The sequence below is a fragment of the Lysinibacillus sp. NPDC056220 genome (genome assembly GCF_049315265.1).
Lineage (GTDB): Bacteria > Bacillota > Bacilli > Bacillales_A > Planococcaceae > Lysinibacillus > Lysinibacillus pinottii.
Window position 1 is genome coordinate 14,274 of the sequence record NZ_JBMOXD010000014.1, and the last position, 12,987, is coordinate 27,260.

The 12,987-nt window shown below is 37.8% G+C and carries 12 protein-coding genes, 1 rRNA gene and 1 other annotated feature; of the genes, 2 read left to right on the plus strand and 11 right to left on the minus strand.

Features of this window, described 5'->3' with window-relative positions:
- Positions 1-6: 6 nt before the first annotated feature.
- From copZ to ACOZBY_RS21495, 4 genes are all read right to left on the minus strand, one after another.
- Entirely contained in the window at positions 7-213 is a 207-nt protein-coding gene (gene copZ, locus ACOZBY_RS21480) for a copper chaperone CopZ (protein ID WP_012291847.1), read from the minus strand.
- Between the two features lie 34 nt (positions 214-247).
- A complete protein-coding gene (locus ACOZBY_RS21485; protein ID WP_008179668.1) occupies positions 248-580 on the minus strand; it encodes a metal-sensitive transcriptional regulator in 333 nt (110 codons plus the stop codon).
- 69 nt (positions 581-649) lie between these two features.
- The gene (locus ACOZBY_RS21490; RefSeq protein WP_012291846.1) at positions 650-1,597 is read right to left on the minus strand and encodes a cation diffusion facilitator family transporter; all 948 of its coding nucleotides are present in this window, start codon (positions 1,595-1,597) and stop codon (positions 650-652) included.
- Positions 1,598-1,615: 18 nt separating this feature from the next.
- On the minus strand, positions 1,616-1,945 hold the full coding sequence (locus ACOZBY_RS21495) for an ArsR/SmtB family transcription factor (RefSeq protein WP_012291845.1): 330 nt from the start codon (positions 1,943-1,945) through the stop codon (positions 1,616-1,618).
- 184 nt (positions 1,946-2,129) lie between these two features.
- Between ACOZBY_RS21495 and tadA the strand changes: the two genes are divergently transcribed.
- Positions 2,130-2,642, plus strand: a complete 513-nt coding sequence (gene tadA, locus ACOZBY_RS21500; RefSeq protein WP_031418649.1) for a tRNA adenosine(34) deaminase TadA — start codon at positions 2,130-2,132, stop codon at positions 2,640-2,642.
- A gap of 454 nt (positions 2,643-3,096) precedes the next feature.
- On the opposite strand, the gene serS is transcribed toward tadA, so the two are convergent.
- From serS to pdxS, 3 genes are all read right to left on the minus strand, one after another.
- Positions 3,097-4,377 (minus strand): serine--tRNA ligase, encoded by a 1,281-nt coding sequence (serS, locus tag ACOZBY_RS21505; RefSeq protein WP_036218031.1) that lies wholly within the window; start codon positions 4,375-4,377, stop codon positions 3,097-3,099.
- Between the two features lie 142 nt (positions 4,378-4,519).
- Positions 4,520-4,736 (minus strand) — a binding site (T-box leader).
- A 49-nt stretch (positions 4,737-4,785) separates the two neighbouring features.
- Positions 4,786-5,349 carry a pyridoxal 5'-phosphate synthase glutaminase subunit PdxT gene (pdxT, locus tag ACOZBY_RS21510; protein ID WP_012291842.1) on the minus strand — a complete coding sequence of 188 codons (564 nt, stop codon included), beginning with the start codon at positions 5,347-5,349 and terminating at the stop codon, positions 4,786-4,788.
- A gap of 1 nt (position 5,350) precedes the next feature.
- Positions 5,351-6,235 carry a pyridoxal 5'-phosphate synthase lyase subunit PdxS gene (pdxS, locus tag ACOZBY_RS21515; RefSeq protein WP_012291841.1) on the minus strand — a complete coding sequence of 295 codons (885 nt, stop codon included), beginning with the start codon at positions 6,233-6,235 and terminating at the stop codon, positions 5,351-5,353.
- 103 nt (positions 6,236-6,338) lie between these two features.
- Here pdxS and ACOZBY_RS21520 point away from each other — a divergent pair, with 103 nt between their 5' ends.
- Positions 6,339-7,766, plus strand: coding sequence for a PLP-dependent aminotransferase family protein (locus ACOZBY_RS21520; RefSeq protein ID WP_422762659.1), 1,428 nt, complete (start codon positions 6,339-6,341; stop codon positions 7,764-7,766).
- Between the two features lie 17 nt (positions 7,767-7,783).
- Here the strand turns inward: ACOZBY_RS21520 and asnB are convergent, their stop codons facing one another.
- The 4 genes from asnB to rrf all read right to left on the minus strand — a co-directional run.
- Entirely contained in the window at positions 7,784-9,619 is a 1,836-nt protein-coding gene (asnB, locus tag ACOZBY_RS21525) for an asparagine synthase (glutamine-hydrolyzing) (protein WP_031418647.1), read from the minus strand.
- A gap of 100 nt (positions 9,620-9,719) precedes the next feature.
- Positions 9,720-11,051 carry a D-alanyl-D-alanine carboxypeptidase family protein gene (locus tag ACOZBY_RS21530; protein WP_012291838.1) on the minus strand — a complete coding sequence of 444 codons (1,332 nt, stop codon included), beginning with the start codon at positions 11,049-11,051 and terminating at the stop codon, positions 9,720-9,722.
- A gap of 141 nt (positions 11,052-11,192) precedes the next feature.
- Complete coding sequence (gene guaB, locus ACOZBY_RS21535; RefSeq protein WP_012291837.1) at positions 11,193-12,656, minus strand: IMP dehydrogenase; 1,464 nt, start codon at positions 12,654-12,656, stop codon at positions 11,193-11,195.
- A gap of 261 nt (positions 12,657-12,917) precedes the next feature.
- Positions 12,918-12,987, minus strand: a 5S ribosomal RNA gene (gene rrf, locus ACOZBY_RS21540); the annotation flags it as partial.

Sequence of the window (12,987 nt, forward strand, 5' to 3'; positions counted from 1 at the left end):
CAATTTTTATTTTACTTCATAGCCTTGATCATCAATTGTCTCTTTAATTTGATCAAGTGATACTTGTGCATCATCAAATGCAACATCAACTAAACCTTCTGCTAAATTTACTTTTACTTGTTCAACACCAGTTAAAGCACCAACATTTTTTTCAACTGCGTTTACACAATGACCACATGACATTCCTTGCACATTTAATGTTACATTTTGCATAATAAATCTCTCCCTTTTTATTTTTTATAAACATCTATTTTTTCATTAACTTTTGAATCGTTACTACTAATTCATCTAAAACTGCATCATCGCCCTCCGATAGACGATCCACAACACAACCCTTTAAATGTCCTTCTAGTAAAATTTTCGCTACACTATTCAAAGCAGACTGTGTAGCAGAAAGTTGCGTAATAACATCATCACAATAAACGTCTTTTTCAATCATTCCCTTAATGCCCCGGATTTGACCTTCTATACGGTTTAAACGAGTTGTTAAATCCTTTTTCACACGCTCAGGGTGATGGCTTTTTCGACAAGACGTAGCTCCCTCTGTATGACAAGCATCCTCTTTTACTATGTCCTCCATTCACTACACCTCCTATTTCATTTTCATCATACTATACCCACGAAGGGTATGCAAGTCGTAAAATTTTTTTTATTCATGATGATGCTCATGAACATTTTTCAATTGACATAAAATCGAGCTTTCATGTGGATGGGAAGCCGTTTCTAATTGAATGGTTACATGTTTAATACCCTTATGCTCAAGATTATGTTCAATTTTTCGTAGAATATGCTCACCATCTACAATTTTTAAGTACTTATTTACAACTGCATGACAGGACAAAGCATTGGTTCCACTAGTAATTGTCCAGATGTGTAGATCGTGGATGCTTTCTACTCCATCAGTTTGTTCAATTAATTGAATTATCTCCTGAACATCCACATTAGAGGGTGTTCCTTCCATTAATACATGAATAGCGGATTTTGTAACATAGTAGCCACTTCTTATTACTAATAAGGCAACAATAACACTCGCTAGAGGATCAGCCCATCCCCAACCAAAAAACATAATTAGTAAGGCAGCCACAATAGCTCCTACAGATCCTAGCATATCACTCAGTACATGTAAAAAAGCTCCACGCATATTTAAATTGTCCTTTGTATCACTTCCACGCATCATAATCCATGCTACTAAAATGTTAACCAAAAGACCGATTGTACTTATAATAAGCATTCCTGTAGTAGCCACTTCAGGGGGATTTGCAAATCGTTCGATCGCTTCATAGAAAATAAATAATGCTATCCCAATCAATGTAACGCCATTTAATACTGCCGCTAAAATTTCAAATCGTTTATAACCATATGTTTTACTATAGCTTGCTGCCTTTTCTCCAAAAACAAACGCGAGCAAAGCTATAGCTAATGAAATAGAGTCACTTAACATATGACCTGCATCCGATAAAAGAGCCAAACTATTTGTTAAAAAACCACCAATTGCTTCCACAACCATATAACTAGTAATAATAATAAATGATACGATTAACACTTTTTTATTAGCGCCATGTGTATGATCATGGCCATGATCATGGTTATGTCCCATTATTAATCCCTCCGTTCTTTAATTATGTGCAGCATGCTCAATTGCTTGCTTCAATAAGTTCATAATGTGATCGTCATCTTTTGAGTAAAATAAAGTTGTACCTTCTCTTCTAAATTTCACTAATCGTAAATTTTTTAGAAACCGTAATTGATGAGAAACTGTCGATTGTCCTAAATCTAAAATTTCAGCAATGTCATTGACAGAATGCTCATCTGCACAAAGTAAATTTAAAATTCGAATTCTCGTCGGGTCACTTAATGCCTTAAAAGTTTGAGACACAACAAATAATGTCTCATCGTCTAAATGCTGACTATTTTCCATTTTCGTTATTTTTATTTCTTCATCCATATTAGTTTACCCCCATTTATTTATATTTATATATGAGCATGTGTTCATATATAAATATAAATGGTTATTTTAGGAATGTCAATCAATAATTATGCCTTGTCGTATTGCTTCTGAAATCTGCAAGAATTTAAAAGTAGCAATTACCAATTAAGCAGGATAAACTACTTTTAAGGAGAGATATTTAGTGGATATTTTTGAAACAGATCGTTTATTTATGAAACAAGCATTAGAGGAAGCAAAAAAAGCAGCTATACTTGGGGAAGTACCTATAGGGGCTGTCCTTGTTTATGATGGGGAAATTATTGCAAGAGCTCATAACCTACGAGAAACAACACAAAATGCAACAACACATGCTGAATTAATGGTTATTCAAGAGGCTTGTCAAAAAATCGGCAGTTGGCGTCTCGAAAAAACAACACTTTACGTTACGCTTGAGCCTTGCCCCATGTGTGCAGGTGCAATCCTCCAATCCCGTGTACCACGTGTCGTTTATGGAGCAAGGGATATAAAAGCAGGCTGTGTAGATTCACTCTATCGTTTATTAAATGATGCACGCTTTAACCATGAGTGCGAAGTTTCTGAAGGAATTTTAGCAGATGAATGTGGACAAATCCTAACCGATTTTTTCCGAGCTTTACGTGAACGAAAGAAGGCAGAGAAAAAGACACGACAAGCAGCAATGACTGAAAAGAATTAGCTAAAAAAAGAAGGTGCTCCTATTGAGGCACCTTCTTTTTTATATTTAAGGCGATGGCGATATATAGGAAATGTGTCGTAGCAACCACAGTACATATATTGAACCTAATATGAAGCTTGAATTGTGGATTGTTCAAAAACGTATTCAACTTCAATATATCAAGTGAATGGCTATACATGTATAAGCTGGTCATCTGGTGTTAAGCCGATTTACAATAGTTATTTAAATCTGCTTAATCATAAATTGCACATCCTTTAGCATCTGAAATTAAGACATTGTCAAATTCATTTAAAGCCTCAGCAAATTGCTGTAAATCCATGAATTTCTCCCCCTGTCCCTATAAATATTACCCCTAATAACGAATTTTCGAAAATTACGAGAAATATCATTTTTGAAATGAAAAAAGGCTATTTTAGCTTAACCTTTATACGGTAATCTAAAATAGCCTTGATGTTTATTTTGGGGCAATTACTTCTTTTCCACCCATATATGGTCTTAAAACTTCAGGAATTACTACGCTTCCATCGGCTTGTTGATAGTTTTCAAGAATAGCGGCAACTGTACGACCAATCGCAAGACCTGAACCGTTTAATGTGTGAACATATTCTGGTTTTGCATTTGGCTCACGACGGAAGCGAATATTTGCGCGTCGTGCTTGGAAGTCCTCAAAGTTTGAACAAGAAGAAATTTCTCGGTACATGTTTTGTGCTGGAATCCAAACTTCTAAATCATATTTCTTCGCAGCAGTGAAGCCTAAATCGGCTGTACACATTTTTAATTTACGATATGGTAAGCCAAGTAATTGCAGCACTTTTTCAGCATGACCCGTTAATAGCTCTAACTGCTCATATGACTCCTCAGGTTTAACAAAGCGAACTAATTCCACTTTGTTAAATTGGTGCTGGCGGATTAAACCACGTGTATCACGACCTGCAGAGCCCGCTTCTGAACGGAAACATGCACTGTATGCAGCAAAACCTTGTGGTAAAGCTTCAGCAGTTAAAATTTCATCACGGTAGAAATTGGTCACGGGTACTTCAGCTGTTGGAATCATGAAATAATCTGTTTCCGCTAATTTAAATACGTCTTCCTCAAATTTAGGTAGCTGTCCAGTACCCGTTAAGCTTTCACGATTTACAATCACAGGTGGTAGCATTTCCTCATAGCCATGCTCTTCAGCATGTAAATCCATCATAAAGGTCATTAACGCACGTTCTAAGCGAGCCCCTAGGCCGCGGTAGAATAAGAATCGGCTACCAGTTACTTTTGCGCCACGTTCAAAGTCCACAATTTTTAGATCCGTAGCTAGGTCCCAGTGTGCTTTAATCTCAAAATCAAATGCTGGAATTTGACCCCATGTATATTCCTCAACATTGTCATCTTCTGTCGTACCCACTGGTACAGATTCATGAGGAACGTTCGGCAGGCGCATCATCATATCTTTAAAGCGATCTTCCACATCATTTAATTGAATATCAAGCTCTTTAATTTCATCGCCCACTTGACGCATACGCGCAATCACTTCATCTGCGTTTTCTTTGTTGCGCTTCATAACAGAAATTTGCTCAGATACTTTATTTCGTTCTGCCTTCAGTTCTTCCGTTTTAGCAATTAGTTCACGACGCTTTGCATCTAAATTTTCAAAGTCATCTAAATTCCCTAAATCTTCATTACGTGTTAATAGCATTTCTTTAATTTCGGCGAAATTATCACGCACGCGTTTAATATCTAACATCGAACATACCTCCAGTAGTTTCTTAATGATGGGAAATTGTTGCATCTTGTTTCTATATCTTGATTCAGCGGTCATTTAAACACCAGAATAGAAAGGCGATATTTGGCTAAATCAAGATAAACACAAAAAAGCCCCCATCCCATAAAGGGACGAGAGCTACCCGCGTTGCCACCCTAATTGATTAGACACTATATCTAATCCACTTATTTTATAACGGCATTCCAGCCGGCAGCAGCCTACTTCAATGACTTCGACTGTGCAACTCCAGGACGGATTCACAAGTGCTTTTATCAGCTTTCACCAACCGCTGACTCTCTAAAAAAAACGTGCTTGCTACTACTTCCCATCATCGTGTTCAGTTAATTAAATTTTAACCATACTGTACTATATGAAAACAAATTTTGCAAGTCATACCATAGATGCTACAAAATATTCAAGAATACGTGTGTCTGAAGTTAATTCGGGATGAAAGGAACAACCTAGTAAATGTCTATCCTGGGCTAAAATAATCTTACCTTCATGCTCTGCGAGAATTTCAACATCTTTTCCGACTTTCACTATATGAGGTGCCCGAATAAAAACTGCTGGAATCGCCTCTCCTATTTTAGGAATATCCAGCATTACTTCAAAGCTGTCAACCTGGCGTCCATATGAATTTCTTGCAACTGTCACATCCATAACTGCTAAATGTGGTTCATCATTTACTAAAGTAGTAGCCATTAAAATTAATCCTGCACATGTCCCAAACATGGGTAAACCACGTTGTGCTATTTCTCGTATAGGCTCTAGTAGTTCAAAACGATCCAACAGCTTTCTCATTGTAGTACTCTCTCCACCAGGTAATACAAGTCCATCTAGTTTTACTAAATCCTGCTTATGTTTTACTTCAACAGCTTCACAGCCAAGGCTTTCTAGCATTTGAACATGCTCTCGTACCGCCCCTTGTAACGCTAAAACACCAATTCGTTTCATCTTACCAGCCTCGCTCTTGCATGCGCTCATTTAGCCCGAGCTGTGCAATATCAATACCTTTCATTGGTACACCTAGTTCCTTTGATATTTCAGCAATAAGCTTATAATCTTTGTAATGTGTCGTCGCTTCTACAATCGCATGTGCAAATTTTTCAGGATTATCAGATTTAAAGATACCTGAACCGACAAACACACCATCAGCCCCAAGCTCCATCATTAATGCCGCATCAGCTGGCGTAGCTACACCTCCTGCTGCAAAATTAACCACTGGTAAACGACCAAGGCGTTTGATCTCTCTTAATAATTCAAAAGGTGCTCCTAGTAATTTTGCCTCTGTCATTAATTCATCCTCTGTCATACCTACTACTTTTCGGACTTGGGCATTCACTTTACGAATATGTCGAACTGCCTCCACAATATTCCCTGTTCCTGGTTCACCTTTTGTTCGTAACATAGCTGCTCCTTCCCCAATGCGACGGGCTGCTTCCCCAAGATCACGACAGCCACACACAAATGGTACGGTATAATTACTTTTTAATAAGTGATATTCTTCATCTGCTGGTGTAAGTACTTCACTTTCATCAATATAATCAACCCCCATCGCTTCTAAAACACGGGCTTCTACAATATGACCAATACGAGCTTTTGCCATAACAGGAATGGAGACTGCTCCTAGTACTTCCTCTACAATACGAGGATCTGCCATACGAGCAACACCTCCTGCTTTGCGAATATCTGAAGGTACTCTTTCTAATGCCATTACCGCTACTGCTCCTGCCGCCTCTGCAATTTTTGCTTGCTCAGCATTGATCACGTCCATAATGACGCCGCCCTTTTGCATCTCAGCCATACCACGCTTCACCAAATTTGTACCTGTCTGTTTCATTGTCTAACCTCCATCTTTATGATGAAATTTAGTATAATAGAAATTGACCATATAAAAATATCCAGTTTTCAAAATAACTATAAGGTCAGGAGGTTTTTATCATATGGATATGCTTTTATTTCAGCTTGAAAGAAATGGCGATAAACCGCTATATGATCAGCTTTATAATGGTATTAAAGAAGCTATTATTTCCAAGAAAATAGCAGTGGGAGAAAAATTACCATCAAAAAGAAAATTAGCCGATTTTTTGAATATCTCTCAAACAACGATTGAAATTGCCTATGCACAGCTTCTTGCAGAAGGCTATATTATGTCCAAATCTCGTGTTGGTTATTTTGTAGAAGAAATCGATGAACTACCCTACATCCAGCAGGACATCGTAATTCCTTTCAATGAGCATATTAAGAAAAAGTCATACAAAATAGATTTTAATCCTGGTTCTATTGATATCGATGCTTTCCCATTTCAGATCTGGAGAAAATATGCAAAGGAGCTGTTTGATGAAGCCTCAAAAAATTTATTATTAACAGGGGAACCTCAAGGGGAGCTTTCTTTACGAACTGAAATTGCAAATTATTTATATCAATCACGTGGAGTTATCTGTAATCCAGAGCAAATTGTCGTTGGCTCTGGTACTGAGCAGCTTCTGCCTATGATTTTACGTCTTTTTAGGGATGATACAGGCTTTGCTCTGGAAAACCCAGGCTATCCAGCTGTGCATCGTATGTTCTCTCAGCATAAACGGAAAGTATATCCTATTGCCGTCGATGAAGAAGGTATCGTCATTCACGAGCTAGAGCGAACACAAGCTAATGTTGTCTATATTACACCATCACATCAATTTCCTACTGGCGCCGTATTATCCGCTACTAGGCGTGCACAGGCTTTAAACTGGGCAGCACAAAGCTCATCTCGTTATATCATTGAAGATGATTATGATTCAGAGTTTCGTTATACTGGAAAACCAATTCCTGCTCTACATGCTCTAGATAGAAACGATAAAGTCATTTATATGAGCACTTTTACAAAATCGTTAATGCCATCTTTGCGTGTAGCCTATTTTGTACTTCCACCTCAATTACTTGCTACGTATAATGATGTTTTTAATTACTATTCATCAACTGTACCTCGCTTCGATCAGCATATCGTAGCAAATTTTATGCATGATGGTCATTTTGCAAAACATCTTAATCGAATGCGTAAAGTTTATCGTAAAAAACATGATCAGCTTACTTCTATTTTAGAAAAATATTCATCATCCATTAAAATTACAGGTGAGCAAGCAGGGATGCATATATTATTAGATGTTAAACACGAATTACCAGAAAAACAACTACAACAACTTGCCTTCTACGCAGGAATAGGGATTTATCCGTTGTCTGATTATCGACTAGATCATGGTGAATCTTCGCAAGCACAATTTTTACTTGGCTTTGGCGGTATACCTGTCCATGTAATTGAACAGTCGATAGAACAATTAATGGATTGTTGGGGGATACAAAAAAATAACCCATCTACTACAACCAAGTAGTAGATGGGTGACTCCCATTAAGATTCAATTAGTTGAATATGATAATGCTCAAACCAACTATGAATTTGCCCTAGATATGCTAAAAGTTGAGGTCCTGCCATTAATTGTCCATACCATGGAATTTTGAAAGAGCTCCCCCCCGATTCAATTAATTCTGTAAGTTTTTTGTACTCAAATAATTCATGTAAGATAGAGTTTTTATCTTTAAGAATTTCCCTTAGCCATGTTTGCACACCTGCTGTATAAACTGGATGATACGTTTTAGGATAGGGATTTTTTTTACGGTATAATACTTCATCAGGCAATAAATGTGCCATCGACTTTCGAAGTAAGCCCTTTTCTATGCCATCTAAATTCTTCATTTCCCAAGGAATATTCCATGCATATTCCACAAGGCGATGATCTGCAAAAGGAACTCGTACCTCTAAACTCGCTCCCATACTCATACGATCTTTCCGCTCTAGCAATGTCTGCATAAACCATTGCATATTTAAATAAAACATTTCACGGTGTTTTACTTCTGCAGGACTTTCACCATCTAGTAACGGGACTTCTGTAATTGTTTGTGTATATAGCTGCTGTGCGTAGGATTCAATTTTTAATTTTTTATCCCACTTCTCCTGAAGTATTGCATTTCTTTCAGCCAATGACCGAATCCAAGGAAAGCCCGTAGTTTTTTCCTTAAACCATGGATATCCACCAAAAATTTCATCTGCACATTCGCCAGATAGTGCTACAGTAAAGTCTCTTTTAATTTCTCGACAAAACCAGAGTAACGAAGAATCTACATCCGCCATACCTGGTGAATCTCTAACTATAACCGATTCTACTAGTAAATCAATCAGCTGTTGCTGAGTTATTTCTTCTGCATGATGTGTCGTCTTAAAAGCCTCGGTCATCTTTTGAATCCAATACGTATCTGTTGACGTTTGAAATGCATGTGGATTAAAAAAACGTTCATTATCCTCATAATCAATTGAATACGTATGCAACTGATTGTTTTGTTGGCGGAATCTATCAGCAGCAATTCCTGTAATAATACTAGAATCAAGTCCTCCTGATAGAAATGTACAGATTGGTACATCCGAAATAAGCTGTCGTTCAATAGCATCTGTTAACAGCCAACGAACCTGTTCAATCGTCTCTTCCAATGTTTCTTCATGCTTGCGGCTTTGTAGCTGCCAATACTGCCATTTTCTTAATCCCTCTCTAGAGAAGCGCATTGCAAATCCTGGTCGTAACTCCTCAATATTTTGAAAAAGAGTCTTACCTGGTGCTCTAGAGGGGCCTACAGCCATCATACTTGCCAATCCCTCCGTATTGATGGCAGCTTGAACCATTGGATGTGCCAGCAAAGCCTTTACTTCAGATGCAAAAAGAATCCCCCCCTGTTGCTCTGTAAAATAAAGGGGCTTCACACCCAATCTATCTCTGCATAAAAAAAGAGATTGCTCCTGTTCATCCCAAATGCCAAATGCAAAAATACCATTTAGAAAGTCTACGCATTGCTCTTTCCATTCAATATAGGCGGTCAATAACACTTCTGTATCTGAATGTGTTGTGAAAGTATGACCTCTCTTCTCCAGCTCTTTACGCAGCTCCTGAGTATTATAAAGTTCGCCATTATATGTAATGACATAGTTTATCCCTTCATGTAGTTTTTTCATAGGCTGCTTGCCACCTATTAAATCGATAACCGCTAACCGTCGATGGCCAAATGCAATATGCTCACTACACCAAATATTTTCATCATCTGGCCCTCTCCTGTTTAATGTCCGTGTCATTGCTTGTAAAACTTTTTCACTTGCTTTTAAATTCTTTTGAAAGCTAGCCCACCCTGTAATGCCACACATTTAGCCACATCCTTTCGCCTATTAGCGTATGCTGTATGGGTCAAAAATGTGAAAAAGCACATGAATGTTTCTTAACATTCATGTGCCCTTTAATTAATGATTAGAATAGTCCACCAACGAAGTCAGAAATTCCACTCCATAAATTGCCGAAGAAGTTCCCAATACCTTGGAAGAACAATGAGATACCGCTAGCACGCTCTACAGAGCCCGTAGTAACAATATCGGATGAAATATCCTTTCCATCGATAAAGCCGTAGTCTGTGCCCTCTGTGCGCTCAATAACGACCTTTCCTACAACAGTATCTTTCTTAACTCCTGCCTCAAGACTCTTTTTATCTAAAACCAATTTAGGTTTATAAAGATCTTTATCAGAAGACTTAATCATAAATGAAATAGGTTCTTTTACAGCAATCTCTACTTTGTCTTCTTTACCCTTTGTCACTTTTACTGTTTTTTGATCTTTAAACGTATAGTTCGCTGGTAAAATTTCTTGTTTTGAGAATTGTGAAAAACCATAGTTAAATAATTTTGCTGTTGCATCAAAACGAGCTTTATATGATCCTTGTCCACTTGCATCAACAGCTTTCATGACAACTGCGATTAATCGAGTACCATTGCGCTCTGCAGTACCTGTAAAGCAATGGCCTGCAAAGTTTGTAGTACCGGTTTTTAATCCATCGACACCTTGATATTCAAAAACTAAACCCGGTAACATAAAGTTCCAGTTAGACATCTCAATGGCGTCCTCTGTACCTTCACGGAATGTCTTCTTAGTAATTTGGGAAGTTTCTAATACCTTTGGGTGATCCTTTAATAGATGATAGGCTAGTTTTGCCACATATTTAGCAGGCATCACGTTCTCATCTTCTGGTCCTGTCCCTGCTGGATGCATCCCAAAAAGATCCGCGTTGTTTAGACCTGTTGCATTAACAAACTTATAACCTTCTAGGCCAAGTTCTTCTGCTTTTTTGTTCATTAATTTCAAAAATTCAGTCTCTGTTCCAGCAATTGTTTCAGCTATAGCAACAGTTGCAGCATTCGCTGAATAAATAGCCATTGCCTCGTACAATTCTCGAATTGTGTAAGAACCATCTCGACGTAAAGGTACATTACTTAATGCACGATTTTGAGACATACGATACGTATAATCGGTTACATGGTATTCTTGATCCCATTTAACTGTCCCTGCATCAATAGCGTCCAATAACAGGTATTCAGTCATCATTTTTGTCATACTTGCAATACCTAGTGAAGTATCCGCATTTTGTTCATATAAAATTTTGCCTGAATCTGCGTCAATTAAAATCGCAGCATCTACTGTTAATCCTAAATCCGTCTCTGCACTTGCCTTTGCAGGAATACCTGCAAAAATACCAATTAATAAAACGGGAATTAGGAGTAAGCGTAGTACGGTGTTCATTTTCTTTTTCACCTTTAAAGCCCTCCAAAAAATAATCTTGTCCTCGACATTTTATCATAGATAACAACATACGTGTTGACTCTCTACCATAAAAAAATGCTCTCGCGCCATCTTTGTAGACGATGCGAAAGCATAAAAGTTGCAAGTAATTTATTACATGGAATAGTTTGGTGACTCTTTTGTAATCTGTACATCATGTGGATGTGATTCACGGAGACCTGCACCTGTCATTTTAACAAATTGAGCATTTTCTCGTAAATACTCAAGGTGTGGTGCTCCACAATAACCCATACCAGCTCGGATACCACCAATCAGTTGATAAATTGTATCGGCTAATGGCCCTTTATAAGGAAGGCGACCTTCAATACCCTCAGGCACTAACTTTTTCGCATCTTCTTGGAAGTATCGATCTTTTGAGCCTTTTTCCATTGCTCCGATAGATCCCATACCACGGTATACTTTGAAACGACGACCTTGGAAGATTTCTGTCTCTCCTGGTGATTCAGAAGTACCTGCAAGAAGTGATCCTAGCATAACAACATTTCCGCCAGCTGCTAAAGCTTTCACAATATCGCCAGAGTACTTAATACCACCATCCGCAATAATTGTTTTACCAAGCTCACGTGCTACTGTAGCACAATCATAAACTGCTGTAATTTGTGGCACACCTACGCCAGCCACAACACGTGTAGTACAAATTGAGCCTGGGCCAATTCCTACTTTAACAACATCTGCTCCAGCTTCGAATAATGCACGTGCACCTTCTGCAGTAGCTACGTTTCCAGCAATGATTTCTAGTTCTGGGTAAGTTTCTCGAATTGAGCGGATTGTTTGCAATACGCCTTCAGAATGTCCGTGTGCTGTATCGATTACTACAATGTCAACTTGTGCTTCTACAAGCTTCTCAATACGTACCATTGTATCCTTCGATACACCAACTGCTGCACCTACAAGTAAGCGACCATGTGTATCTTTAGCAGCATTAGGGAATTCAATAACTTTCTCAATATCTTTGATTGTGATAAGTCCAGTTAAGCGACCCTCTTCATCAACAATCGGAAGTTTTTCGATTTTATATTGTTGAAGAATTTTTTCTGCATCCTCTAGAGTCGTTCCAACAGGAGCCGTAATTAAATCTTCTTTTGTCATAACATCTTCAATTTTTAAAGAGTAATCTGAGATAAAACGTAAATCACGGTTTGTAATGATCCCTACAAGTTTTTGGTTTTCCATACTATCAACAATAGGTACACCAGAGATTCGGTATTTACCCATTAAATGCTCAGCATCGAAAACTTGATGAGTCGGAGTTAAGAAGAATGGGTTTGTAATAACACCATTTTCAGAACGTTTTACTTTTTCTACCTGTTCAGCTTGTTCGTCGATACCCATGTTTTTGTGGATAATGCCGATACCGCCTTGTCGTGCCATAGCAATCGCCATTTTAGACTCTGTAACTGTATCCATACCTGCGCTGATCATAGGAATGTTTAATTTAATCTTTGGTGTTAATTGAACAGATAAATCAACATCTTTCGGTAATACTTCAGAATGAGCTGGTACTAATAATACATCATCAAAAGTTAAACCTTCTTTGGCAAATTTAGTCTCCCACATTTTCGTAACTTCCTCCTATAGTTAAAAGAATATTAATTGTAAGATTAACAACGTGGACTGCTACTGTCAAGAAACTTATAAAAGAAAGACAATTCAGACTTTTAATCATAGCAAATTTTAATTAAAAATCCAAATAAATAGCTATATAAAAACTCCTAACAATCTTAATATAGTTATATGAAACGTGACAATGATATTTAAAATGAAGGATTTTCTTAAAATAATAAAAAAACAGCCAGCACACAGCTGACTGTTTTTGTTGCCTAGCGACGTCCTACTCTCACAGGGGGAAGCCCCCAACTACCATCGGCGCTAAAGAGCTTAACTTCCG

Bases quoted from the DNA above. Each gene is read 5' to 3' on its own strand.
- pdxS (WP_012291841.1), bottom strand. From the start codon at position 6,235: ATGAAACAGACAGGTACAAATTTGGTGAAGCGTGGTATGGCTGAGATG.
- copZ (WP_012291847.1), bottom strand. From the start codon at position 213: ATGCAAAATGTAACATTAAATGTGCAAGGAATGTCATGTGGTCATTGT.
- ACOZBY_RS21485 (WP_008179668.1), bottom strand. From the start codon at position 580: ATGGAGGACATAGTAAAAGAGGATGCTTGTCATACAGAGGGAGCTACG.
- serS (WP_036218031.1), bottom strand. From the start codon at position 4,377: ATGTTAGATATTAAACGCGTGCGTGATAATTTCGCCGAAATTAAAGAA.
- pdxT (WP_012291842.1), bottom strand. From the start codon at position 5,349: ATGAAACGAATTGGTGTTTTAGCGTTACAAGGGGCGGTACGAGAGCAT.
- ACOZBY_RS21495 (WP_012291845.1), bottom strand. From the start codon at position 1,945: ATGGATGAAGAAATAAAAATAACGAAAATGGAAAATAGTCAGCATTTA.
- guaB (WP_012291837.1), bottom strand. From the start codon at position 12,656: ATGTGGGAGACTAAATTTGCCAAAGAAGGTTTAACTTTTGATGATGTA.
- asnB (WP_031418647.1), bottom strand. From the start codon at position 9,619: ATGTGTGGCATTACAGGGTGGGCTAGCTTTCAAAAGAATTTAAAAGCA.
- ACOZBY_RS21520 (WP_422762659.1), top strand. From the start codon at position 6,339: ATGGATATGCTTTTATTTCAGCTTGAAAGAAATGGCGATAAACCGCTA.
- ACOZBY_RS21490 (WP_012291846.1), bottom strand. From the start codon at position 1,597: ATGGGACATAACCATGATCATGGCCATGATCATACACATGGCGCTAAT.